Source organism: Paraburkholderia nodosa (assembly GCF_001718195.1).
Taxonomy (GTDB): domain Bacteria; phylum Pseudomonadota; class Gammaproteobacteria; order Burkholderiales; family Burkholderiaceae; genus Paraburkholderia; species Paraburkholderia nodosa_A.
Genome location: NZ_MCNV01000049.1, coordinates 1 through 24,965 on the forward strand (window position 1 = coordinate 1; position 24,965 = coordinate 24,965).

The window sequence follows — 24,965 nt, forward strand, 5'->3', positions numbered from 1 at the left end:
GTGGCCGGGCATGCCCGGTACTTCGGTGTGCCACGCAACGGCTCGCGCCTCGGGCGCTTCCGGGGCCACATTGCACGCCTGTGGTATCGGACCTTGCGACGCCGCAGCCAGACCTGTCGACTGACCAGGCAGCGAATGGAGCGCCTCGTCTTGCACTGGTTGCCTCCCGTGCGTATCTGCCATCCGTATCCGTCCCAGCGTCTGATCGTTACGACCCAAGGCAGGAGCCGTATGCGGTAATTCCGCACGTACGGATCTGTGGAGGGGGTGATGGGTGACCGTCATTCCTACTCCGACTCGACGCATACAGGGAGCGCCCTTCATGCTCTAGATCGGGTTACCTTGCGGCCGCAACAAAGCGCGGCGTGATTGATGCGCTGTAATCGGGCAGCGCCTGATCGATCTTCTTCTGCTCTTCCAGGAAGCGGGCGGTCTGGGCCACGGCCTTCGCGGTGCCGCCGCCGAGCAGTGTCGGCGAGCGCTGCTCCACCGCGTCCGGATATTGATTGCCTGCGAGCAGTTGTGGCACGTCGGCGGGGCTCGCGCCGGAGAGCTTCGCGATTGCAGCGACCTGCGAAGAAGCGGGCGTCCACGTCTTGCCGTTAGCGCGATAGTCTGAGATTGCGCTCAGCGTCACGCCCACGAACTTCTGCACGAACTCGGGATGCGCCTGCGCGAAGTCCTTGCGCACCGCCCAGACATCGAAAGTCGGTGAGCCCCACTTGCCGACCTGCGCCGAATCCACGAGAACATGACCACTTTCGCGCGCCTTGCCCAGTGCCGGATCCCACGTATAGGCCGCATCGATTTCACCGCGCGACCAGGCCGCGACCGTTTCCGTCGGCCCCAGATTGACGATATGGACCTGATTCGGCTTGATGCCCCAATGCTTGAGCGCAGCGAGCAGGCTGTAATGCGCGGTCGACACGAACGGCGTGGCGATGGTCTTGCCGATCAGATCCTGCGGCTTGTCGATATGCGCGCCATTGCGCACGACGAGTGCTTCCGAGCCGCCCGTGAGAGCGTTGAGCACGACAGCCTCGACCGGCACCCCCCGGCTCACTGCGGCGGCAAAGGGGCTAGAACCCACATCGCCGATCTGAATGTCGCCCGAGGCCAAAGCGGCCACGACGTCGGCGCCGGTGTCGAAGCGCCGCCAGTTGATGGTCCATCCCGTCGCCTTTTCATAAGCGGCGCTGGCTTGCGCGAGCTTCGCCGGATCGGCGCCGTATTGATAGGCGATGTTGACAGTTTCCGCGCGCGCGGTGGCGCCGTGCGCGACGAGCAGCGCGAGGGCAGCTGGCGCGGCGATGGCGTGAACGAATTGTTTGAGTTTCATGTTGGATAGTGTCCTGTGTGTTGTCCGCGAATGACGTTCGCGGTCGTTGTTCGACAAGAGATATGGCCAGCTTAGCGTCAGCGTTGCGCTGCGCGAACGAAGCAAACGTGCATTGCAAATGCACCGGCGCGTTAGAACGAATGACGCATGCCGATACGCACATCCGCCTGCGTGGACGTGCTCGACGGCGCGAAGCTGTAGCCGATCACGGCGTCCACGCCCTGCGAAGCCTTGAGCCAGTCTGCCGAGATATAGACATCGGTGCGCCTGGACAGCAGGTAATGCAGGCCCGCTGAAAGCTGGTTCCAGTGATGGCCTTCGAAGTGCGTGTACTGGTAGCCGCCGATCGCGCTGAAGGCGGGCGTGATCTGCCAGTCTGCGCCGCCTTCGGCGACCTGCATGTGCGAGCTGTTGCCGAAGGCCTTGATGGTTGTATAGGTGTAGTTACCCATCAGCGTGACGGTGCCGATTGCGTAGCTCGTGCCCACGCCGAAGGTGCCCTGACGATCTACCGGAAAGCTTGTGCTGGAGTAGAGATCGGTGACCGCGCCCGTGGCGGCGTTCACGCTCACGGTCGGCCGGCTCAGGAAGGTGCGCGTGCCGATCATCGCGTAAGGATCGAATGCATAGATGCCGCTGGGATTATTCAGCTGCGTATACGCTGCGCCGATCGTGAAGCTGCCGCGCGCAAAATGCGCTCCGACGCTATAGGCGCTGTTCTCATGGAAACTACCGGCTACATTGCCGAACGACCACATGCCGCCGAGCGTGACGCCACCGAAGTCCTTTGATAGGAACTTCACCGAATTTGGCAGGCGGTCGCCGTTGAAGCGGTCGAAGTCGCCCTGGTGAATCGCGTAGCCGCTGCCCCATGCGGAGATATTGTAGGCGTAGGCCATTTCGGCCGTCATGTCGAGTTGGTCGCCGAACGACAGCGTGCCCCATTGATTGGACAGCCCCACGTAGGCCTGGCGGCCGAATTCGGCGCCGCCGAAGCCGAGTTGACCATTGCCGAGGTGAAAGCCGCTCTCCAGCACGAACACCGCCGAAAGCCCTCCGCCCAAATCCTCGGTACCCTTGATGCCCCACCGATTTCCATAGGAAACGCCGTCGCTGAATTCGAACAGGTGCGAGCCTCCGCTATTGCTGACGTAAGTGACGCCTGCATCGAGGATACCGTAGAGCGTCACGCTGCTTTGGGCATGAGCGAGTGGGGCGGCGCCGAGCGCAAGCAGGGCGGCGATGCTGCGCAGGGTGGGCGAAAAGGGAATCGTTTTATTTGTTTGCATGATGTAGGCGCGTGGATTGGCAAGAGTGCCATCGCGGTCAGACCGAATTGCTATATCAGACATCGGAATAAGCGTATTCAGAAATCTGATTTGCAATCCGAACTATTGTGCGTGGCCGAGCAGACTTCCGAGCTGCCACTATCGTGCACGGGTATCACGCGCGTGAAGACACCGCCCCGTTATTCGGTCATAACCGGTGCTTATGGAAGTGCTTCGGCTTCGCAGACGCTGAAAAGCCAGCGTCGAAAGCGTTGCACGGCCGGCGCTTCGGGACGCGCGGGCGGGCGCACGAGAAAGTAGCCGCGCTCGGTGGATACGGGCGCGTCCAGCAGGCGCACGAGCAGGCCCTTGTCGATCAGTTCGTCGACGAGCGGCGTCCAGCCCAGCGCCACGCCATGCCCGAGCAATGCCGCCTGAATCACCAGCGAATAGCTGTTGAAGGTGGCGCTGCAAGTGGTTTCGGGCGGCGGCGCAGCGTGTGCCGCGAACCACTCATCCCACGAGAGCCAGCGCGCGGGCTGCGGCGCATGAACGTGCAATAGCGGCAGGTCGGCCAGATCGCAGGGCTGGGCGATATGGCGATGCGCATTGGCAAAAGCGGGCGAACAGACCGGCGTGACCTGCTCCTCGAACAGGCGGGTGGAGGTGCAGGGCTTCCAGTTGCCGTCTCCGAATGCGATGGCCACGTCCGCGCGATCGTGCTGCGGATCGTAGACGGCCTGCGAGGTGACAATCTTGACGTCAAGCGTGGGCATCGCGTGCTTGAGCGAGGCGAGACGCGGCATCAGCCAGTACGCGGCGAAACCCGGATCGGTGAGGATCGTGAGTGCGTTGTCCGCTCGGCTCGTGCGAATCCCGCTGGCGGTGGCGCGGATCGTCTCCAGGCTCGTGCGCACCGTATCGAACAGCCGCTCGCCTTCGGCGGTGGGCGTCACGCCGCGATGGCCGCGAGCGAATAGCGGTGCGCCCAGATCGGCTTCGAGCTGGACAATGCGCTGGCTCACAGCGGGCTGCGTGGTGCCCAGTTCGCGTGCGGCGGCGGTGAAACTCTTGAGGCGCGCCGCCGATTCGAAGGCGAGCAGCGCCTGCATCGGTGGCAGACGGTTTTGGGCCGTGTCGCGTGCGGCGCGCGAAGGCTGGTGGAGATTCGCGGTGATGTCGACGGAGGTATTCATTTGGCATCCGGTAATGCGCAAAAGGCGGCGTTCGTGCGTTTGCTTATGGCCTCATAAGCGCGCCAGGGGTTCACGCGGTTGCGGCCGCTGACCTATGGTGTGACAGGAACAGACGACACCATGCTGGATCAGCATAAGATCCAGCAGCGGCGCGCGTCCTGCAATCGCAATAGTCCATTCTATCGACGCCCGCTCATGGCTCATAACGCGAAACCGAATATCCTTATCCTCATGGGCGATCAGGTCACGCCCGCTGCGCTGCGCGCCTATGGCAACACGGTATCGAAGACGCCGCGCATCGACGCACTCGCACGCGACGGCGTCGTGTTCGATTCTGCGTACTGCGCGAGCCCGTTATGCGCACCCTCGCGCTATGCGCTGATGGCAGGCAGCCTGCCTTCGCGCATCGGCGCGTATGACAACGCCGCCGAACTCCCTGCGCAGACGCTCACGTTCGCGCACTATCTGCGCGAGGCGGGTTATCGCACGGCGCTCTCGGGCAAGATGCACTTCTGCGGACCTGACCAGTTGCACGGGTTCGAAAGGCGCCTGACCACAGACATCTATCCCGCCGATTTCGGCTGGGTGCCCGACTGGTCCAATCCGCAACGCCGCCAGAGCTGGTATCACAACATGAGTTCCGTGTTCGGTGCGGGACCGTGCGTACGCACGAACCAGCTCGATTTCGACGATGAAGTAGGTTACACGGTGCGCCAGCATCTGTTCGATATCGCACGCGAGCAGGCGAGCGGCAAGGACCTGCGGCCATTCGTGATGGTCGCATCGTTTACGCATCCGCATGATCCCTATGCGATTGCGCACGAATACTGGGATCTCTACGAAGGGGAAGAAATCGATTTACCTAAGGTGACGCTTGGCTTCGAGGAAAGCGACTCGCATTCGCGCCGCCTGCGCGAAGCGTGCGAAATCGATCGCGAGCCGATTACGCGAGAGCACGTGCGCCGCGCTCGTCGCGCTTATTACGGCGCGCTTTCATATCTGGACGCGCAATTCGGCGTGATCCTCGACACGCTGGAGGCGACAGGTCTTGCCGATAACACCATCGTGATCTTCACTGCTGATCACGGCGACATGCTGGGTGAGCGCGGGCTCTGGTACAAGATGACGTTTTTCGAGGGTGCCGCGCGCGTCCCGCTGATCGTGCATGCGCCAGGCCGTTTTGCGCCCGGGCGCGTGAATGCATCGGTTTCGCACGTCGATCTGCTGCCGACACTCGTGGAAATGGCGACGGGCGAGCGCCGTAACGTGTGGCCCGATGCGATCGACGGGCGCAGCCTCGTGCCATACCTGCATGGGCAATCGGCGCATGACGAGGCTATCGGCGAATATCTGGGCGAAGGCGCAGTTGCACCGATCGTGATGATTCGCCGTGAGCGCTACAAGTACGTCTATTCGCCGGTTGACCCTGAACAGCTATTCGATTTGTGGGACGACCCGGTGGAACTGCTCAATCTCGCTGGCGATCCCAGGCACGAGCAGCGCTGCACGGAGTTCCGTGCGGAAGTGGCGCGCCGATGGAATCTCGACGATTTACATGAGGCTGTGCTGGCGAGCCAGCGCAGGCGCAGTTTTCATTTTCGTGCGACGCGCCGGGGCCGCATCGAGCATTGGGACTGGCAGCCACGCGCCAGCGCGCGCGACCGCTACATTCGCAGTCATCTCGACCTCGATTCGCTCGAAGAGATCGCGCGTTTTCCGCGCGTTAGACCTTGAGGCAATGCTGACGGAGTCTACCGTATGTGCGCATCAAGCCTTATGGAGCGCGCAAGCTACTCGACTTGAGGTCCGTCAAACGCCTGTCCGCAATCTAGTCGCGCGCTCTGGAGCTTGCAGCCATCGGCCGACGTCGAAGAAACCTTGATGACGAGACCAACAGGATCATGGTCGGAGTGTTCCTCAACTAAGTGAAGCCGACAGTCGAACGACCGACCGAACGCGTGGTTGCACGGCCTCGTGGCAAATACCGAAATTCGTGTCGCCAACCCGTGGACGTATCACACCTTTGCGCTCCGATATCAGGCGAAGGACAAGGGCTTCGTCGACTTCAACTTCGCGTTCTTCCTGCCCGAGGTCACGTGCTTCGAACCCGACCATATTCCGCCGCTGCGGCCCGGCCCCTTGACGACCGCCCGGCACGTTCGACTGGCACGTTCGACTGGCGCGTTCGACTGGCGCGTTCGACTGGCGCGTTCGACTGGCACAAGGTGGACGGGCGCTTGTATCGTTAGTTCTTCGTGCGCCATACGTAGGACGCGATAAAAACGTCACTACAAAGACCTCGACACCGCGGCGTTTTGCGCCACCGAGGTGACAGTTTTGTTTCCACTCCGAACGCCATAAAAGCGTCACTTCGCCTCAGTCCGCATTAAATTCGACACTTCGCATCGCCGCTACGAGCCCGGAATCTTTCGAGGCCTGATCTGCACGGACACAGTTTCGCAGCAAAACGCAGCTATATCGCTAATACCTGTTAGCGACTGGGCCGCACTTTTGCGGCGCTGCCGGATGCCGTGAGTGGCCGTTCTCGGACGCTACGTCAGGCGCTAGACGGGCCAGGAGCGGACCTTCGACGGTGCCGTCCTAATCGACGACATACATGACCTTAGTCGGCTATCGGTGCTCATATGCCAACGATTACCTGCCGATTTTGTTCGCAGATGCGCCGCACAGCCTCGATATCGTGCGGCGTCGGCAGCTCAGCCATCGCGCGAAAGAATGCGTCATGACCTGCCGGCGCGGATATCAGCAGCATGCGCGCGTCGGTGTCCGCCCGATTGGCGAAGGCGTGCACGTCGCCGCGCGCGACCGTAGCGACTGCTCCTGCGGATATTTTCTGGACGGTCTCGCCGATCTGGAACTCGAGCGAGCCCTCCAGGACCACAAAGGTCTTCTCCTCGTCGAGTGAGCGATGCGCAGGTGCGCCGCCGCATGTTCCGATTCGCATTTCCATCACAGTGTATGGAGCGCCGATATCGCCCGTGTCTGTGTCGACCCTCCCGGCGATAACTCGGGTCTGCATGTTGGCGAAGGACAGTACTACGGCGGGCGTGAAGATGGCGGATTTCATGGAAGTCGTGACGAGTGGTGAGAAGCGCCAGTCTGCGCCCTCGCGGAGCCTTCGATAAGACCGCTAGAATGGCGGCTTCCGCCAACGGGATGGACAATGGATATCAATGGCTCGCTGGCTTTCGTCGCTGTAGTAGATTGCGGCTCTTTCGCCGCCGCCGCGCGCGAGCTAGGTGTGCCGCGCTCGACCGTCAGTGCCCGCGTTGCAGCATTGGAAGCGCGACTCGGAGTGCGTCTGCTGCGACGCTCGACCCGCCGGATTGCACTTACAGACGAAGGCGAGGCATGGCACGCCAGCGTTGCGAGTGCCATTGCGACATTGCGCGCCGCGGAGCAACGCGGCCTCACCCGAGGCGAGACGCTGTCTGGCACGATCCGCCTGAGCGTGCCGCTCGACTTCCCCGACACCGTGCTAGCCGATGCCATCTCCGCCTTCCTCGACAGCCACCCGCGAGTGCGCGTCGAGGTACACGCCACCAACGAGGTAGTGGATTTCGTCGGTGACAAGTTTGATCTCGCGATACGCGGAGGCAAGCCGGGGAGCAACGATGCAGTCGCCCGGCGCATCGCCAGTTTCCGCATGGCCGCGTTTGCCAGCCCGGCATGGCTCGCAAGACGCGGCGTTGGTGATCGCGCTGACCACGCGATGTCAGTGCCCGATTCAATCGCGCAACTCGACTTGCTCGCTTTTTCCCCTCGCGACGATCGTGCCGCAGGCGCGCAGGCGAGGGTCGTGGCGAACAGCTTTGGTTTGCTGAAGCAAATGGCGATACGCGGCAGGGGTGTGGCGACCTTGCCCGCGCATCTGTGCGCGGACGCGATTGCCGCCGGCACTCTCGTCGAGATTGACCCACCCTTGCAGGACGCCACGCAACAGGGTCTCTACCTCGTTTACCCATCGCGGGGTGACATGAGCGCCCGAGCGCGCGCTTTCGCGCAACACCTTGGCGATACGCTGGAACGAATCGCGGTGGCAGGGCGAGGCAACCGCTAGGGGCGGTTGGGGCGACAACGCGGAACTTGCACCCCGAATCAATAAGGCAGAGCGCAATTTTGGGTGAGTTGAATGACTGCTTTCGGCAAGCTCGAAGGTCAACTTCGGGTCGGGTATTGCCCGGCGGCGCCGGGTGCAAACTGATTCTCCCGTCCTTCGAAAGGAGAATCGTCATGGAAGCCACCATCAACCCGGGCGTCGGCCGTGTACCGTGGAACAAGGACAAGCTGACGGGGCAGAAGCCGCCACTGAAGCTGAGGGAGATTTGGGGAATCCGTATCCGCCTGCAGCTTGCTGGAAGAGCGCGCGAGCTCGCGCTGTTCAACCTCGCGATCGACAGCAAGTTGAGAGCGTGCGATCTAACGAAATTGCGAGTGAGGGATATCTGTCTTGGCTCGCGTGTGGCACCAAGGGCGACTGTAACGCAGCAGAAGACCCAGCGGCCGGTCCAGTTTGAAATCACTGAACCGACCCGGGAGAGCGCCGCTGCGTGGATTCGAGAGGCGGGACTGTCGTCGAGCGACTATCTCTTCCCAAGCCGCATTCACGGCTCCGCCCATCTTTCGACGCGCCAGTACGCCCGCCTTGTCCATCGCTGGATACGGTCGATCGGGCTCGACGACACAGCTTACGGAACGCATTCAATGCGTCGAACGAAAGCGTCGCTGATTTACCGGCGCACAAAGAACCTGCGCGCGATACAGTTGCTGCTCGGTCACGCAAAGCTCGAGAGTACCGTTCGATACCTTGGCATCGAGGTCGACGACGCTCTCGAGATGGCGGAACAGACAGAGGTTTGAACGACAGGCGGCCGGACGGCACTCGGGGCGCTGTCCGGCCAGTTGAGTCATTCGACATCAGCGCCAAGATTGTCGACAACCAAAACGCGGATACCGCAAATTGCGCGCAAAGACCCTGAGAGACCGATGCGCCGGAGTATCCATCTCAGGGAGAGTTATGGAAATTTCCATTCGCTGCTGATATGCCCAAAGAGACGCGACGCTGGACTCGGGACAGTAGGTTGGCGCGGTAGACAACTGCCGGGCGCCGACGGCAGGAACGATGCTATTCTGCTTTTTTGGAAGCTCGAAGAATAGCAATCTCTGAAAGCCGATTGAGAGGGAGAAGTGATGAGCAATCATTCGGTGTCGCTCGACGTTGTAGCTTTGCGCCCCTTTGTGCCAGCAAAAGATTTCGATAGCAGCGCGAGCTTCTATACGGACCTAGGCTTCACCTCGTTTCAGCTAGGTGAGGGGCTCGCCTCCATGCACCTCGGCCCGTTCGCCTTCCTGCTCCAAAAATTTGACGTTGAAGGTTTCGCTAGCAATTTTATGATGCATTTGCTGGTGAATGACGTCGACGCGTGGTGGTCCCGCATCGATGCCCTTGACCTCGCCGGGCGTTATGGTGTCGAAGCCCCGCGTGCCCCGAAACTCGAACCATGGGGCCTCAGGGTCACTTATGTCTTCGACCCTTCGGGTGTGCTATGGCACATAGCCGAAGATGGGTCTCGCTGAATGGTCTGGCCGCTGGAAGCGTTCCGGACTGGATCAGGTCGGATGCGCTGTCCTCGACTGACGGCTTCGGAGAATCGCGAATGTCGCTTCGGGGTCGGTTATGCCGTTGCGTGAGATGCTGGCCGGGGGGGGGCGAGCGCCGTGCCCGGTCGTGGGACGCAGTGCGGCCAGGAAGCGTCGTTCGGAAATGTCGCCCAAATTGATGACAATCCTACGTAGCCGAGGGTCAGGCAAAGTCTGCAAAAGTCATCAGGCTCCAATGATGACGTGAGAAACTGCGTGGATGAAACAGATCAGTCTAGGGAAGTTCTCCGCGATTGCGTTGCGCATTGGCAGCAGATCGAACGGGCTACGGTCCGGGTTATCGAGCGACTAGACTGCCCCGAAGAACCTCAGGATGCGTTGGTCGCACTCGAATCAGGGCCCGGTAGCGAAAACGACAGCAACTGCACGGTATCCTCGATCAGGCTATCGCGGTCAGCCTGTCCGTCTTTCATCAACCGCACGAGTCGATGATCGAGCAGCAGCATCGACAGGCCATGCACGAACGACCAGACGAACACCGCGATCGCGCGCTGGCTCACCCCCTTGAGGTGGATGGCGGCGATTTCCCGCTCGAGAACATACAGCGCGCAGTCGTTCGGTGTCGACGGCGTATTACCGTATTGATCGGCCGGGAGCGGCGGGCCGAACATGACGCGAAAGCGCTCGGGCCGATCGAGCGCGAAATCGACATACACACGCGCGACACAGCGCAAGCGCTCGGCGGGGCCGCCCTCGATCAGCGCCAGCGCCGTTTCGAGGCGCTCGGCCAGTTCATCCACTCCTTTCTTGGCAATCGCGGCCAGCAGACCGTGCATATTGCCGAAATGATGCGCGGGCGCGGCTTTGGAAACGCCAGCTCGCCGCGCGCATTCGGCCAGCGTAAAGCCGGGGGCGCCTTTTTCCTCGAGCAGCGCTTCGCCCGTGCTGATCAGGGCCGAGCGCAAATCGCCGTGGTGATATGCCGCTTTCGGCGATGTGGAAGAAGATGAATTAGAAAGCATCTTGACGCGGTTAAGATCGACGGATAAGATGCAATCTTACCGTCGTTCAGATCGATTGGCTAGATCCGCGCTGTCTGCCTGCGCGTCATGAGCTTTGCGAGTCTGAACGGTTTTTCCGGATCGACCACGTCCTTTCTACCGAACGAGATTTTCAAATGCTGAATTCAACAGTAAGTACTACAAATCAAATAGCGAGCCCACCGCCGAGCGATAACTGGAAAACACAGACGCAGGAGCAGAAAATCCCGACCGCGTTCGGCCGTGTCAACGTCCGTATTGGCGGTAAGCAGGACGGCCGCACGATGGTGTTCTGGCCCAGCCTGATGCTGGACGCCTCGATGTGGAGCTATCAGTTCGATCACTTCGCTGCCGGCTATCACATTGTGCTGATCGATCCGCCGGGGATCGGCGGATCGGATGCGTTGCGCCGCCCGATTTCCGTCGAGGATTCCGTGGCGTGTCTGAAGGAGATTCTGGACGCGCTCGAAGTGGAAAATTGCATCGTCGTCGGCAATTCCTGGGGATCGCTAGTCGCGGGTGTTGCGGCTGCGGATTTGCGCGAGAGGGTGCTGGCAGCGGTCATCACCAATGGCACGGCTTCGGCGTCGACGCCGGAAATTATCGAGCAGATGAGCGGTATGGCCGCTGCGCTGGAACAATGCGAGACGGCGCCCGACTGGCTGCTGCCGGCCGTGCAGCAAGGTTTCGGCGGGAATGCGGCAGAAGCGCACCATCCCGAGTTTCTGGCCTATCTCGGTCAGGTTATGCGCGAAGATCCCGTGTCGATCGCGTTCGCCATCAAGGGCATCCTCCTCGCACGCCAGGATCTGCACGAGACGATGCGGCGCATTCACGATGTGCCGGTCCTCGTGATCGCAGGCAGCGAGGATCGTCTCTTCGATATCGCTCAGACGCAGAGCCTGGTCGATGCGATCGCCGGCAGCGAATTCGTGCTGCTACCCGAGACCGGCCATCTTGCCGCGCGCGAGAACCCAACGGCGGTCAATGCAGCGATCGACGCTTTCCTGGCCGCGCGGCTGAGCCGGTGAGCGGACAGATCCAGAGAAAGCGATGAAAGTGCAGACAGTAACGAGCTTGCCCGAAACCATGATCGCCATCGACCCGGAGCAGGCCGGCGGCCCCGAAGTGCTGAAACCCGTAAGCCGGTCCGTACCGAAGCCGGGGGCCGGCGAGTATCTGATCCGCGTCGCCGCAGCCGGCGTCAATCGCCCCGACGTGATTCAGCGGCTCGGCCTCTACCCGCCGCCCGTCGGCGCGCCGAGCATTCTGGGGCTGGAACTGTCCGGTACGATTGTCGCGGCGGGCCAGGGCGTGGATGCTGCTCGCGTGGGGCAAGCCGTCTGTGCCTTGGTTGCGGGCGGCGCTTATGCCGAATATTGTTGCGCTCCCGCGAGTCAATGTCTGCCTGTGCCAGCCGCGCTGTCCATGATCGAAGCAGCGGCCTTGCCGGAGACGCTGTTTACCGTCTGGAGCAATCTGTTCGATGGCGCGCACGTGGACGCGGGCGATACCGTGTTGGTGCATGGCGGCACGTCCGGCATCGGGACCATGGCGATTGCGCTTGGCCGCCTGTTCGGCTTGACCGTCATCGTCACCTGTGGCTCGGACCGGAAATGCGCGCGTGCGCTAGAGATCGGAGCTGCGCATGCGATCAACTACCGGACGCACGATTTCGTCGAGGAAGTGCGGCGCATCACGGAGGGGCGGGGTGTCGCCGCAGTGCTGGATATGGTCGCGGGCAGTTATGTCTCGCGTAATCTCCAGTGCCTGGCCGAAGACGGGCGGCATATCACGATCGCGGCGCAGGCCGGCAGACAGTCAGAGATCGATATGGTGCCGATAATGGTCCGTCGTCTTGTGCTCACGGGTTCGACGCTGCGCTCGCGTCCGCCGGCGTTCAAGGCGCGGATGGCAGAGGCCTTGCTGCATACCGTGTGGCCGGATGTCGTTGCAGGGCGGCTGAAGCCGATCATCGATGCCACTTTCCCGATCGCCGAAGCCGCGCAGGCCCACGCCCGAATGGACGCGGGCGAGCACGTGGGCAAAATTGCTCTGATATTGGACCCGAGTGCAATTGACTGAGCCGCATACGCGTGTGTTGAATTACCGGATTGCTCCGATTTTGGACGGACTTATGCCACCGAACCCAACCGATGCCGCATCGTCGCAGGTTCGCCAGAGCAAACAGCGTGTGCGATTTCACCGTGTTCTTCTTCAGTCCGCGATAACGCACTTTCTTGGAATCGGTAAAACATCGAAATTTGCGATGTACCGGGGGAAAGCGTCGTGCGCGGTTTGCCAAAAGGGAACTATGGCGATGTATCGCGCCGCGAGATGCTGCATGGGACGCAGGCCCCATACGAAGCCTGCTTGAATGGCCGCTATCGAGGACGGTGAGGGACCGCTCCGGGTCGATACCGGAAGTTCGTAGGTGGTGGCGACGTGCTTGCCATAGGCGTATCCCAGTGCCACTCCGCCACCGGGCCGGGTGCCCGGCGCGGGGTGATAATCATTGAAAGGCCTCCTGGCCGCCCAAAGAAGGGGCGGCCAGGGTCTACAGTTGAGATGCCAAGCTCAACCGACCCGTTCAGGAGGCTGAAATGAAGTATAGCGGCATCGATCTGCACTCGAACAACGCGGTGGTCGCCGTGATCGACGATCAGGACCGGGTGCTTTACTGCAAGCGACTGGCCAACGACCTGTCGTCTATCATCGCGGTCCTTGCTCGATTTCACGAGGACCTGCAAGGGGTCGTGGTGGAATCAACCTATAACTGGTACTGGCTCGTCGATGGCTTGATGGCCGCGGGCTTTGCCGTCCATCTGGCAAATACCGCGGCCATCAAGCAGTACGAGGGCCTGAAGTACGCCGGCGATGAACGCGATGCCGTGTTTCTCGCGCATATCTTCCGCCTTGGGCTACTGCCAGAGGGGTACATCTACCCGCCCGAGGAGCGAGGCCTGCGTGATCTCGCCCGAAAGCGCATGCAACTCGTACAACAAAGCACGCTGAACACTCTCAGCATCGAGAACATCCTGGCCAGGCAGATGAATCTGCGCTTCAACGCAGAGCAGGTCCGCCATCTCGATAGCGCGGCTGTAACTTCACTTGGTTTGCCGCCGCATATCGAGATCGCTCTGGCGGCAAACCTCGCGGTCGTGTACACCCTGCAAGCACAGATCAGGGTAATCGAGTCGACACTTCATCGCGAAGCAAAACTGCGTCCCGAGTTCGCAATCCTCAAAACTGCGCCCGGTATCGGAGTCACACTCGCGACCACGATCATGCTGGAGACGGGTACCATTTCCCGCTTCCGCACTGTCGGGCAGTTCAGCTCGTACTGTCGGTGCGTTGAAAGCAGACGCGTCTCGAACGGCCGGAAGAAAGGCGAAGGCAATGCCAAGAACGGCAACAAGTATCTCTCCTGGGCATTCATCGAAGCTGCTGCTGTTGCCATGCGCAGTTGTCCGCAGGCGAGACGCTTCTATGAGCGCAAGAAAGCCCGGCGCCTGCCCGTGGTCGCCATGAAGGCGCTCGCGCACAAGCTCGCGCGCGCGGCCTTCTACATGTTGCGAGACGGCAAACCCTTCGAGGTGACCAAATGCTTTGGTTAGATCCGGCGGGGCCGTGAGCCCGGTAAATGTGTTGGCGTGAACCCAGTCTAGTGATTGGGCCACGCGCTCCCGCCGCCCTCCAAATCAACGACCGCTGGGATGCCCAGACCATGAGCCGAAATGAGCCTGGCACTGCTCACGCAGCAAGCCGATCATTGGTGAATACTCCCGTGGACACCGGTCTGGTACCGATGGTTTTCTGGGGCTCTCTCATGAGCCACGGGCGAACGCCAGAATACCGGCGCTTGCCTTGATCCCGATGGATGACTGGTGCAGACCAGTTCTGCAACCAGGCGAGCGAAAAATCGGATGCATGCTCATGCGCGTCGAAGTGGTAGGGGGCTGAAACTGTTTAGCTAAGCAGGGTAAAGCCTGAGAGAAGCGTATTTATCTCTTGATCTAGGCCTTTCAATGGATGACTGGTGCAGACCAGTTCTGCAACCAGGCGAGCGAAAAATCGGATGCATGCTCATGCGCGTCGAAGTGGTAGGGGGCTGAAACTGTTTAGCTAAGCAGGGTAAAGCCTGAGAGAAGCGTATTTATCTCTTGATCTAGGCCTTTCAATGGATGACACTTTTAATGCGTTCTACGCCATACGAAGCCGTTGCCCGCGTATCTGTTCGATAACGACGAATGCGACGTGAGGCTCGTGAAGTCGGTGCAGGACGGGTCGCTTTACGAGTGGGGCGCTTGCCGATGAGGCGTTCTACGCAGTCTTCAGCAACCCTTGCTTTTCAATGAACGCGATCACCTCACCGAGCCCCTCGAGCGCCTTCAAATTGCACATCACGAAGGGCCGTTCGCCGCGCATCTTTTTCGCGTCCGAGGCCATGATGTCGAGGTTCGCGCCCACCAGCGGCGCGAGGTCGGTCTTGTTGATGACGAGCAGGTCCGACTTCGTAATGCCCGGGCCGCCCTTGCGCGGAATCTTTTCGCCGCCCGCCACATCGATCACATAGATCGTGAGGTCCGAAAGCTCGGGGCTGAAGGTGGCCGCGAGATTGTCGCCGCCCGATTCGATGAAGACGATGTCCGCATCGGGAAAGCGCGTGAGCATCTGGTCGACGGCTTCGAGGTTGATCGATGCGTCCTCGCGGATTGCCGTGTGCGGGCAGCCGCCCGTTTCCACGCCCATGATGCGCTCGGCGGACAGGGCGCCCGCGACGGTCAGGAGGCGCTGGTCTTCCTTCGTGTAGATGTCGTTGGTGATGGCGACGAGGTCGTAGCGCTCGCTCATCGCCTTGCAGAGCATTTCGAGCAAGGTCGTCTTGCCGGAGCCGACCGGTCCGCCCACGCCGACGCGCAGCGGCGGCAGCTTCTTGGTTCGTTTGCTGGGTGCGTGCGAATTCATGGTTCGTGTGTGTGTTTCAGGAGCGGAAAAGCCGCGAATACTGCGATTCGTGGCGTGCAGAAAGAACGCCAAGCTGTGGCGCAAAGGTATTGAGCGCTTCGGGGGGCGTCGCGAGCGCGCGCGCCACGGCCTTTTCGATGGCGGGCCGCAGCGCGACGATGATGCGCTGCCCGGCGAGCTGGCCGAGCGGCACCGCCTTGAGTGCGGCGGCGGTCTGATTCTCGATCCAGCTGAATGCATAGGCGGCGAGCGCGGCGTCTGGCGCGGCCGCGTGGGCCCACGCGGCGAATGCGAAGGCCGTGGGCTGCGCAATGGGTGTCATGCGCTCAAGCGTGGCGCGCCGCCCGGCATCGCCCCAGTCGAGCTGCGCGCAGAGCTGGCGCAGCGACCAGCCCATTTGCGCGGTCTCGCGCCGCAATTCCGCCGATTCGCGGCTCGCGACGAATTCCTCGTTCGCAACGATCAACGCGTGCTCGTCGTGCATGCGCCAGCGTTCCATCTGATGCGCCACAAAAGGTAGCTCGCCGCAGGCGAGCACGTTCGCGAGGCCGCCGGCTATCCAGTGCGAGGCGTCGTCGGCGTTCGTCACGAGCTGCGCATCGATTGCCGCTTCGAGTCCCTGCGAGTAGCTGAACGCGCCGATGGGCAGCGCTGGCGACGCGAGATGCAGCAGGGCGGTAAGCTCAGCGATGTTCATGGCTGTGGTCGTGCGCGTGGCCGTCGCAGTGACCGTGATCGTGTCCGCAATCGTGGTCATGCGCGTGATCGTCGCCATGAGCGTGATTGTGCGAATGACCGTGTGTATCGTCGTGCGAGTGCGCATGCCCATGGTGTTCGTCGTACACGCGCTGCGCGAGCGCGTAGTCGTCGGCGAAAGTTTCGTCGTGGCCGTGGCGGTGGCCGCCGCCGTATGCGCCCGATTCCGGCTGGAACGGTAGCTCCACGCGCTGCACCTGCGCGCCCAGGCGCTTGAGCATGTCTTCGAGCACGGGGTCCGCTTCGAGCTTGAGTTCGTCCGCCCCCACTTCCACCGGCGTATGGCGATTGCCCAGGTGATACGCGGCGCGCGTGAGCGTGAGGCGGTCGGGCGCGCGTACACGCAACACGCTCTCGGCCGCCGCGATCACGCGCACGAGGCCGCCGTCGTCGGCCACGAGCAGGTCGCCATCGCGCAGCACCGTGCCGCGAGGCAGCACGACGCCCACTTCCTCGCCGGTGTCGAGCGTGGTCGCGAGGCGGCTCTTGCAACGCGCGTCGTAGGGCAGCGTGAGCGTGGGCGCCCGCTTCACAAGAACGGGCGCGAGCTTCGCATTGAGTCGTTTGTCGATGGTGCGCATGGCTAAACTTTAGAACAGGAAGTAACGCTGTGCCATCGGCAGCACCGTGGCGGGCTCGCAGGTGAGCAACTGGCCGTCGGCGACGACCTGGTACGTTTCCGGATCGACGCTGATCGTCGGCTGCCACGCATTGTGAATCATGTCGGCCTTCGTCACGCTGCGGCAGTTGCGGACCGCCACCACGCGCTTTTGCAGGCCGTAGCGCTCGGGCATGCGCTTGTCGAGCGAGAGCTGCGAAACGAAGGTGAGCGACGTTTGTGCAAGCGCCTGCCCGCGCGTGGCAAACATTTCACGGTAATGCACGGGCTGGGGCGTCGGAATCGAGGCGTTCGGGTCGCCCATCTGGGCGAGCGCGATCATGCCGCCCTTGAGAATCAGCGAAGGCTTGATGCCGAAGAACGCCGGTTCCCAGAACACGAGGTCGGCCCATTTGCCCGGTTCGAGCGATCCCACTTCGTGCGCGATGCCATGCGTGAGCGCGGGATTGATCGTGTATTTCGCCACATAGCGCTTCACGCGGAAGTTGTCGTGGCGCGCACTGTCTCCGGGCAGGGCGCCGCGCTGGACCTTCATCTTGTGCGCGGTCTGCCACGTGCGGATGATCACTTCGCCCACGCGGCCCATCGCCTGGGAATCCGAAGAAAGCATGGATAGTGCGCCGAGATCATGGAGGATGTCCTCGGCGGCGATGGTCTCGCGGCGGATGCGCGACTCGGCAAACGCAATATCCTCGGCGATCGACGGGTCGAGATGATGGCACACCATCAGCATGTCGAGATGCTCGTCGAGCGTGTTGATCGTGTACGGGCGCGTGGGGTTCGTCGAAGAGGGCAGCACGTTTGCTTCGCCGCACACCTTGATGATGTCGGGCGCGTGGCCGCCGCCCGCGCCTTCGGTGTGGTACGTGTGAATCGTGCGGCCCTTGAAGGCGGCCACCGTCGCTTCCACAAAGCCCGACTCGTTGAGCGTGTCGGTGTGAATGGCCACCTGCGTGTCCGTTGCGTCCGCCACGCTCAGGCAGTTGTCGATGGCGGCGGGCGTCGAGCCCCAGTCCTCGTGCAGTTTCAGGCCGATCGCGCCCGCTGCGATCTGTTCTTCAGCGGGTTTCGGCAGGCTCACGTTGCCCTTGCCCAGAAAGCCGAGATTGATCGGCCAGCCGTCCGCGGCCTGGAGCATGCGCTCCATATGCCACGGGCCCGGCGTGCAGGTGGTGGCGTTGGTGCCCGTGGCGGGGCCGGTCCCGCCGCCCAGCATGGTCGTCACGCCGGAGGCGAGCGCTTCGTCGATCTGCTGCGGGCTGATGAAGTGGATATGCGTGTCGATGCCGCCCGCCGTGACGATCTGGCCTTCGCCCGCGATCACTTCGGTCGCGGCGCCAATGGGAATCGTCACGCCCGGCTGCACGTCGGGGTTGCCCGCCTTGCCGATCTTCCAGATGCGGCCGTCCTTGATGCCGATGTCGGCCTTCACGATGCCCCAGTGATCGACGATCACGGCGTTCGTGACCACAGTGTCCGCGACTTCCGCGTGCACCTGCTGCGACTGGCCCATGCCGTCGCGGATCACCTTGCCGCCGCCGAACTTCACTTCGTCGCCGTAGACGGTGTAGTCGCGCTCGATCTCGATGATGAGTTCGGTATCGGCAAGACGCACGCGGTCGCCGGTGGTGGGGCCGAACATCTCCGCATACGCGCGGCGGCCGATCTTCAATGTCATGTCGGATTCCTGATGAAATCGCCAGAATTCGCCGGCCGCGCTCAGAGCGGGCCCATCACCTGGCCGTTGAAGCCGTACACGGCGCGCTCGCCCGCAAGGGCCACGAGTTCCACGGTGCGTTCCTGCCCCGGCTCGAAGCGCACGGCCGTGCCCGCCGCAATGTTCAGGCGAAAGCCGCGCGCGGCTTCACGGTCGAACGAGAGGGCTGCGTTGACCTCGTAAAAGTGGAAGTGCGAGCCGATCTGCACGGGGCGGTCGCCCGTGTTGGCCACCTTCACAGTGATGGTTTCGCGGCCTGCGTTGAGTTCGATTTCGCCGTCGTCGATCAGCATTTCGCCGGGGATCATGGCTGGCTCCTCCCGGCTCAGGGGATCGGATGGTGGACGGTGACGAGCTTGGTGCCGTCGGGGAAGGTCGCTTCGACCTGGATGTCGGGGATCATCTCGGGCACGCCCTCCATCACGTCCTCGCGTGTGAGGAGCGTGGTGCCGTAATGCATGACCTCGGCGACGGTCTTGCCGTCGCGGGCCGCTTCCATGAGCGCGGCGCTGATGAAGGCGACGGCCTCCGGATAGTTGAGCTTGAGGCCGCGCTCGCGCCGTCTTTCGGCGAGCAGCGCGGCGGTGAAGATCAGGAGCTTGTCTTTCTCGCGTGGCGTGAGCTTCATCGCGTCATCGTAGTGGGTCGGTTGGGGCAAGTCTGCCGACCCAGCTTACGGGAGCGAGGTTACGCGCAGCTTGCGACCTCGCGCGCGGCGCGCACGAATCGATGCAAGCTCTCAGCAAGGTGTGTGCCAATGAAGGGGACAGCGTGAATGCACCAATCACGAGGTACGTATGCACCTCGATGGAGATGCTGCGCTGCGTTATCGTGCGAGGAGGCGCCGATGCGCACCGCAGAGGTGCGTGTGACGTGCGCTCAAGTCGTCCACAAGCGCAGCGGCGCGGCCTTCACACCATGCACGAACGGCCGCAGCGCCGTCCAGCACTGCGTGAGCGTGTTCTGCAGCGGTTCCATCGAACGCCCGAGCACGCGCACGAGCACCACGCCCGGCGCGATGCAGGTCGCGCCCGAGCGCAGCGTCTCGTCGAAAGGCAGGATGGCGGCGAGGTCTTGGGCGAGCGCCTCGTTGCACGCGGGGCCGATCGCCCACAGCACGCCAAAAGCGGGGTAGCCAGCGAGCCCTTGCGGCGCGTCGCGCAGCGGGTCGTTGGCGTCGACGAGGGCGCGCTCGAGCCAAAGCAGTTGATCGTCGGCTTCGCCTTCGGGCGCCGCGCGCGTTACGCGCGTGAGCGCTCGCACCATGCCCGCCGACCAGCGCTCGCCCGCGGCCTGGCGGCCCAGTTGCGTGGCGTCCCAGCCGATGGCCGTGGCCCCCGCGCCGAGCGTGAGCGCGAATTCGAGTTCGGCGTGGGCGTGGTCGAACACGAGGTTGTTCTGCGGCAGCCAGTCGAGCTTCGCGCCTGCGCCCACGCGCACGTTGATGCGCTGGCGCGCCACGCGGCCGTTCGACTTGTACCACTTGGTCGCGCCCGGCGTCGTGAGCACGGCGTGAGCACCATCGCCCACGTTCACGTCGATGTCGAGCCGGTCGCCGCCCGCGATGCCTGCTGGCGGATGCACGATCACCGCGTGACAGATCGCGTCGCCTTCGGGGTAGAGCGGCCGTTGCACGCGCAACGGCCCCGCGTGCAGGCGATGCGTCAGTGCGGTACGTTCGCCCTGGCGCTCGAAGCCGAGCTCGAGTTTCGCGGCCCATTCCTGATGCGCCGTGCTGCGAAACGTGGCGTTGGCGAGTGCGGCGTGATCGACGTGGAGCGACATGCGTGGCGAGGGGGACGGGGCAATGGCGTGGAGGATAGCACGCGTGCTCGCGAGCGCTGATCAGGGGCCGGGGAAGCGTGCGTGTCATCGCTGCTGGCATGTCACGCCGGCGGTTCCGCGCTCGGACGGATGACGTCCTGGACGTCCAGAACGCGAAAAGCTCGCGCGATCCTGATCATCAGGAACGGGACGGCACTCTCACCAGCCGGTAAGTCGTAGCCGAGGCGCTCGAGCGTTGTGCCAGTCAAGGCGCGATTGCAATGCGTTGAACGGCTGCAGCAGTTCAGGGGTCGGCGCGCCTTGCGCAGCTCAGCCGCGCAAGTTCCGTTTCGTGCAACGGGGCGGCGCGGGAAAAAGAATCGCAGGGTGCAAGCTCGAGCATTCAGCGATGCCAGACGCGGCTTTTCTTGCCGCCACTGTGCAACGGTGCCGACGAGGTCGCGCCTATCAATAAGGCGCGGAGCGACGATTTTTCGAGTATTTATCGTTCGAAATGGCCATTTGCGATAATATTTCGAGACTTCTGAACGTTTTTCGAGTCGTATGGCCGAACTGGAACCCGTTGGCTACCAGCACCTCATCGAGCACCTGAACCTGGAACGTCAGGTTCGGCCGCTTGAGGCGCCCGCTTTTCTCAACGGTTCCGTGAACCAGAAAGTGCGTGGCCACAATGGATTCTGGTATCCGCGCAAGACTGCGGTGGAGCAAACACTTATCGGGCACATCGAATTCGCGCTTCGCAATGAGGGGGTGAATCTTGAGGTGCTTGAGGCGGCGTTCGAGCACCTGGCTGAGGCAGAACTTCTGCGCCGGTGGTCCGAGTCGCCCAACAGTGCGTTCGTACGAAGGGCATGCTTCTTCTGGGAGTGGCTAACCGGCGGCAATCTGGTCATCGACAGGAGCCCCACAGGCGCCTACGTCGATGCACTGCCAGAGGCTGATTACTTCACGGCGGATTCCGCGCACGCAACCCGCCACCCGAAGTTCCGGGTGCGAGACAACCTGCCTGGTACGCGCGATTTCTGCCCGCTCGTGCGGCGCGTTGCACTGGCGGGTGGGCCCTCTCTGGACGATTTGCTGGATGAGGCGAGTCTGACACTGGAGCAGGTCACCGACGCAGCACTGTACGAGCGCGCGGTCCGCTACCTGTTCCTTTCCGAGACGCGCAGCAGCTACAGCATCGAACGCGAAACGCCCAGCGGCCACAAGGGCGAGCGCTTTGTCCAGCTTCTTGCCCGGGCCGGCGAGGAAGAGCGCATTTCCGAGGAGTGGCTCGTCGAGTTGCAGAACGTCATCGTCAGGGACACGTATGCTCAGGAGGCATCGTACCGGACGAAACAGAACTGGCTCGAGGATGGAACGGGGCGTGTCACGTTTTTCCCGCCACCGCCCGAAGACCTTCCGCGCGCCATGCGGGGCTGGGAGGCGTTCATCAACGAGCAGTCGGGCGCCGGCGGATATCGGTGCTCCAACGTGCTCGTGCGGTCCGCTTGTGCGGCCTTTGGATTTGTCTACCTGCATCCCTTTCTGGATGGGAACGGGCGAATCCACCGCTTCCTTATCCACCACGTGATCAACGGTGCGCGGCGATTGAAGGGTGGGGCCATTGTGCCGGTTTCAGCGGTCTTCAAGCGCCACGAAGGCTTGTATCTCGACGTGCTAAATGGGTTCTCCCGCCCGACCACGCGACTGTGGCGATACGCGCCCGGCGAGGACGCGCCGCACGTCGTTTCGTCACCGGGAGGGCGACCCTACCGGTTCTTCGACGCGACAGGGGAGGTCCGTTTCCTGCACCGCATGCTCATCGACGCCGTGAGGACCGAGTTGCCACGCGAACTTCACTGGCTAAGCGGCTTCGACGCCGCGTTTGAGCAGTTGAACGGTGAACTCAATCTTCCCCGCCCGGACCTGTCGGCGCTCATCCGCATGGTGCAATCAAACAACGGAAAGCTGTCGTCGAACAAACGCAAGACGTACCCGCATCTGCCCGATGAGGTCATTGCCCGGATTGAAGAGGTGGTGCGCGAGGCTTTCGACCCGGCATCGGCACACACCCGCAGTGACGGCGAATCCTCGCAGTCCTGAGAGCGCGTGGCGCGACAGTTTTTCGAGTATGGAGCGCCAATGGCAAGGCTGACTGAAGAAATGTCGAGCAATACGACAGTTTTTCGTATGACAACAGCGATGTCGACGTGAGCGGGAGGCCGTCACCGTTCTCCCACAGCGCTTTGTGGCGCGCCTTCGCGGGCTGCCCATTCCAGGGCGTTGCCCGACACGCGGACTTTACCGGGAGGCGGGCACGAACGCGCGGCCAGGCAACCCGCGCTCACCCCCTTGACGTGCTCTATTGTCCGGATTCCAAAGCCCACCTGCAAGGCGCGGGCAAAGCGGGCGAGGGCGGTCAAGCGCGCACGGGTGCACGGGCGCGCGGCTCGCCCGGGTTGCCGCAGCGCATGCATAGCTGGCTGAGGTGGAACGTTGTGCGCACCCGTGGTGTGCCGCTCAGGTCTTGAAGCGCGTGCGCGCGGTGGGACCCGACGGTGGGGAGGCGTCGGCTACCACCTTCTCGTCGCGGTCGATCGCCGACAGGATCAGGGTCTTGCGGTCGTCCCCGAGCGGCAGCAGGTCCACGCGCTTCCTGAGCCTGGCGAGATCCACCATGCCGTGACGGATCAGCTCCTGGTTGAATGTGCGATCCTTGGGCCGGTCCGCCACGTACTTGGACAGCGAGGTCGTGCACGTCGATGCAGTAGCCGATGCCGCCCCCTGTGGCAGGCGTCGCCACCTGGGTCAGGCGATCTTCCCAGCCTGCCGGCAGCACCGCGGTGCGGGGATCAACGCCCTGCGCGTAGTAGCCGAAAGCCTCATTGAAAGGCGACCCCTCGCCGATCGAGCCGTCGATCAGGTCCGACAACGTTTCCCAGTTCACGCGCGGGTAGATGTCGAGTTTGTTCGACTGCAACAGCGACTCGGGCGCATCGGGAAATGCGCCGAGAATCGACTGGCTGCCAACGATCACGAATTCGGTTTCCTGCGTGATAGCCGACGCGGCGCGGATCACATGTTCGAGTTGGTCGCGTTCCATTGCCTGAGAAAACTCCAGCGTGCCTGTGGCGAGAGTACGCCCGCGAACGGGGTGGACTGCCGCAGCTCCCTGGCGTGCTCGCTGTCCTCGGTCGCCGCGGCCAGGGCGGCCGGGATCCCCTGTTCCAGAAGCCTGGACCAGGCGGCGAGCAGCGGGCCGTTGCGGCCGGGCATGCGGGACCAGCGCTCAATGTTCTGAGACGCGATCTCAAACAGCTTCGGCTCGGCGCGGATCTTCTCGGCGATCAGGCGATGCATCGCCAGGCTGCGCCGGTCAAGCCGTTCATGCGAGCTTGACACGACTTCCATCTGGAATCTCCCGGATTGGACAATCCTCATACCGATCGTAAGGCATCTTGCCGACCCGGTCACGCCCGGTTGCCCCCCGCTCGCACGCATCCCGCATGACGTGGAAATGCTCCTTCCCGGTCAGCCGGCGATTTTGCGGCTATGTTCGGCATCTAACGGATACGCCACACGTCGGGCGTTACCCTGATTACGCTGTAATCGGGTCGGGGAACGCACCCGACGAACTCTGCAGCCGGGAGTCAAATCATGTGGTACTACGATGCGGGCGATGAATCGGACTTCGCGGATGCACCAAGCACCTGCGTGGACATTGTGGTCCTTGCTACCGGCGTTGTTCTGTATGTGGACGCTGGAGAGGAATTCCCCGGTAGTCCGGCTGGCCGCCGGCTACTTGCCAGCAGAAGGTGGGCGACCAACGAGGGTTGCATGGATTGGGCTAACGACCGATGATGCCCGGAGACTGCAGCTGACCCTCATTGCTTATGGCGGCTGGGGCCCTTCAGGGTTCACACCGCAATCAACTCCCGCACCCCATCCGCATCCATGCTCGCGCCGGCGCCGCCCGCCACGATTTCGCCGCGGCTCATCACCTAGTAGCGGTCCGCGATGGCCTTGGCGAAGTCGTAGTACTGCTCGACCAGCAGCACCGTCATGTGCATCTCTTCCACGAGCCTGCGCAACGTGCGGCCGATGTCCTGGATGATCGAAGGCTGGATGCCTTCGGTAGGCTCATCGAGAATGAGCAGCTGCGGATCGCTCATCAGCGCGCGCCCGATGGCGAGCTGCTGCTGCTGGCCGCCCGAGAGGTCGCCGCCGCGCCTTCATGTCCTTGAGCACGGGAAAGAGTTCGTAGATGTGCGCGGGCACGCTCGACGGCATGCGCTTCTTGCTCGCCGCGCCCACCAGCAGATTCTCTTCGACGCTCAGGCGCGGAAAGATATCGCGCCCTTGCGGCACGTAAGCAAGGCCCTGCGCCACCCGCGCATGCGTGGGCAGCTTCGTGAGCGCTTCGCCGCGCCACGCAATCGAACCGTTCTTCGTCGGCACGACGCCCATGAGGCAGCGCAGCAGTGTCGTCTTGCCCACGCCGTTGCGGCCGAGCAGCACGGTGAGTTCACCCTCGGGCACCGTCATCGAGACGTTGCGCAGGATGTGGCTGCCGCCATAGTACTGATTCAGCGATTCGATGGTTAGCATGACTGATCTATTCAAAACGGCCCTAGCGGCCCAGATACGATTCGATGACCGCTTCGTCGCGCTTC

22 protein-coding genes and 1 pseudogene are annotated in these 24,965 nt (G+C 62.6%); 8 read left to right on the forward strand and 15 right to left on the reverse strand.

The window, feature by feature from the left end:
• Positions 1-337: 337 nt before the first annotated feature.
• The 3 genes from tauA to BFD71_RS37650 form a co-directional block, all read right to left on the reverse strand.
• A complete protein-coding gene (gene tauA / locus BFD71_RS37640; RefSeq protein ID WP_069269257.1) occupies positions 338-1,339 on the reverse strand; it encodes a taurine ABC transporter substrate-binding protein in 1,002 nt (333 codons plus the stop codon).
• Positions 1,340-1,470: 131 nt separating this feature from the next.
• A complete protein-coding gene (locus BFD71_RS37645) occupies positions 1,471-2,628 on the reverse strand; it encodes a porin (RefSeq protein ID WP_069269258.1) in 1,158 nt (385 codons plus the stop codon).
• 200 nt (positions 2,629-2,828) lie between these two features.
• On the reverse strand, positions 2,829-3,803 hold the full coding sequence (locus BFD71_RS37650) for a choline sulfate utilization transcriptional regulator (RefSeq protein ID WP_370684350.1): 975 nt from the start codon (positions 3,801-3,803) through the stop codon (positions 2,829-2,831).
• Between the two features lie 195 nt (positions 3,804-3,998).
• Between BFD71_RS37650 and betC the strand changes: the two genes are divergently transcribed.
• A complete protein-coding gene (gene betC / locus BFD71_RS37655; RefSeq protein WP_069269276.1) occupies positions 3,999-5,537 on the forward strand; it encodes a choline-sulfatase in 1,539 nt (512 codons plus the stop codon).
• Between the two features lie 907 nt (positions 5,538-6,444).
• Here betC and BFD71_RS37660 read toward each other — a convergent pair.
• Entirely contained in the window at positions 6,445-6,891 is a 447-nt protein-coding gene (locus BFD71_RS37660) for a cupin domain-containing protein (protein ID WP_069269259.1), read from the reverse strand.
• Between the two features lie 96 nt (positions 6,892-6,987).
• Here BFD71_RS37660 and BFD71_RS37665 point away from each other — a divergent pair, with 96 nt between their 5' ends.
• From BFD71_RS37665 to BFD71_RS37675, 3 genes are all read left to right on the forward strand, one after another.
• Positions 6,988-7,884 carry a LysR family transcriptional regulator gene (locus tag BFD71_RS37665; protein WP_069269260.1) on the forward strand — a complete coding sequence of 299 codons (897 nt, stop codon included), beginning with the start codon at positions 6,988-6,990 and terminating at the stop codon, positions 7,882-7,884.
• Between the two features lie 173 nt (positions 7,885-8,057).
• The gene (locus BFD71_RS37670) at positions 8,058-8,684 is read left to right on the forward strand and encodes a tyrosine-type recombinase/integrase (RefSeq protein WP_069269261.1); all 627 of its coding nucleotides are present in this window, start codon (positions 8,058-8,060) and stop codon (positions 8,682-8,684) included.
• Between the two features lie 330 nt (positions 8,685-9,014).
• Entirely contained in the window at positions 9,015-9,401 is a 387-nt protein-coding gene (locus tag BFD71_RS37675) for a VOC family protein (RefSeq protein WP_069269262.1), read from the forward strand.
• 392 nt (positions 9,402-9,793) lie between these two features.
• Here BFD71_RS37675 and BFD71_RS37680 read toward each other — a convergent pair whose 3' ends face one another.
• Positions 9,794-10,447 carry a TetR/AcrR family transcriptional regulator gene (locus BFD71_RS37680; RefSeq protein WP_083245721.1) on the reverse strand — a complete coding sequence of 218 codons (654 nt, stop codon included), beginning with the start codon at positions 10,445-10,447 and terminating at the stop codon, positions 9,794-9,796.
• Between the two features lie 155 nt (positions 10,448-10,602).
• Between BFD71_RS37680 and BFD71_RS37685 the strand changes: the two genes are divergently transcribed.
• The 3 genes from BFD71_RS37685 (at position 10,603) to BFD71_RS37695 (ending at position 14,082) form a co-directional block, all read left to right on the forward strand.
• Positions 10,603-11,496 carry an alpha/beta fold hydrolase gene (locus tag BFD71_RS37685; RefSeq protein ID WP_083245722.1) on the forward strand — a complete coding sequence of 298 codons (894 nt, stop codon included), beginning with the start codon at positions 10,603-10,605 and terminating at the stop codon, positions 11,494-11,496.
• 58 nt (positions 11,497-11,554) lie between these two features.
• On the forward strand, positions 11,555-12,550 hold the full coding sequence (locus BFD71_RS37690) for an NAD(P)H-quinone oxidoreductase (RefSeq protein WP_069269264.1): 996 nt from the start codon (positions 11,555-11,557) through the stop codon (positions 12,548-12,550).
• 518 nt (positions 12,551-13,068) lie between these two features.
• Positions 13,069-14,082 carry an IS110 family transposase gene (locus BFD71_RS37695; protein ID WP_069269265.1) on the forward strand — a complete coding sequence of 338 codons (1,014 nt, stop codon included), beginning with the start codon at positions 13,069-13,071 and terminating at the stop codon, positions 14,080-14,082.
• A gap of 706 nt (positions 14,083-14,788) precedes the next feature.
• On the opposite strand, the gene ureG is transcribed toward BFD71_RS37695, so the two are convergent.
• From ureG to BFD71_RS37730, 7 genes are all read right to left on the reverse strand, one after another.
• Positions 14,789-15,433 (reverse strand): urease accessory protein UreG, encoded by a 645-nt coding sequence (gene ureG / locus BFD71_RS37700; RefSeq protein ID WP_069269266.1) that lies wholly within the window; start codon positions 15,431-15,433, stop codon positions 14,789-14,791.
• Positions 15,434-15,449: 16 nt separating this feature from the next.
• Positions 15,450-16,130, reverse strand: a complete 681-nt coding sequence (locus BFD71_RS37705; RefSeq protein ID WP_069269267.1) for an urease accessory protein UreF — start codon at positions 16,128-16,130, stop codon at positions 15,450-15,452.
• Complete coding sequence (gene ureE / locus BFD71_RS37710; RefSeq protein ID WP_069269268.1) at positions 16,117-16,770, reverse strand: urease accessory protein UreE; 654 nt, start codon at positions 16,768-16,770, stop codon at positions 16,117-16,119. Before ureE ends, BFD71_RS37705 begins: the two co-directional genes overlap by 14 nt.
• Before the next feature lie 9 nt (positions 16,771-16,779).
• Entirely contained in the window at positions 16,780-18,486 is a 1,707-nt protein-coding gene (gene ureC, locus BFD71_RS37715; protein WP_069269269.1) for an urease subunit alpha, read from the reverse strand.
• A 41-nt stretch (positions 18,487-18,527) separates the two neighbouring features.
• Positions 18,528-18,833 (reverse strand): urease subunit beta, encoded by a 306-nt coding sequence (locus BFD71_RS37720; protein ID WP_069269270.1) that lies wholly within the window; start codon positions 18,831-18,833, stop codon positions 18,528-18,530.
• Positions 18,834-18,850: 17 nt separating this feature from the next.
• Positions 18,851-19,153 carry an urease subunit gamma gene (locus tag BFD71_RS37725; RefSeq protein ID WP_069269271.1) on the reverse strand — a complete coding sequence of 101 codons (303 nt, stop codon included), beginning with the start codon at positions 19,151-19,153 and terminating at the stop codon, positions 18,851-18,853.
• Between the two features lie 251 nt (positions 19,154-19,404).
• Positions 19,405-20,310, reverse strand: coding sequence for an urease accessory protein UreD (locus BFD71_RS37730; protein WP_069269272.1), 906 nt, complete (start codon positions 20,308-20,310; stop codon positions 19,405-19,407).
• A 543-nt stretch (positions 20,311-20,853) separates the two neighbouring features.
• Between BFD71_RS37730 and BFD71_RS37735 the strand changes: the two genes are divergently transcribed.
• Positions 20,854-22,395 carry a Fic family protein gene (locus BFD71_RS37735; protein ID WP_083245723.1) on the forward strand — a complete coding sequence of 514 codons (1,542 nt, stop codon included), beginning with the start codon at positions 20,854-20,856 and terminating at the stop codon, positions 22,393-22,395.
• A 316-nt stretch (positions 22,396-22,711) separates the two neighbouring features.
• On the opposite strand, the gene BFD71_RS40025 is transcribed toward BFD71_RS37735, so the two are convergent.
• From BFD71_RS40025 to urtE, 3 genes and pseudogenes are all read right to left on the reverse strand, one after another.
• The gene (locus BFD71_RS40025; protein WP_141710952.1) at positions 22,712-23,395 is read right to left on the reverse strand and encodes a hypothetical protein; all 684 of its coding nucleotides are present in this window, start codon (positions 23,393-23,395) and stop codon (positions 22,712-22,714) included.
• Positions 23,368-23,703, reverse strand: coding sequence for a hypothetical protein (locus BFD71_RS37745; protein ID WP_141710953.1), 336 nt, complete (start codon positions 23,701-23,703; stop codon positions 23,368-23,370). Before BFD71_RS37745 ends, BFD71_RS40025 begins: the two co-directional genes overlap by 28 nt.
• 506 nt (positions 23,704-24,209) lie before the next feature.
• Positions 24,210-24,900 (reverse strand): annotated as a pseudogene (gene urtE, locus BFD71_RS37750) (urea ABC transporter ATP-binding subunit UrtE).
• Positions 24,901-24,965 lie beyond the last annotated feature (65 nt).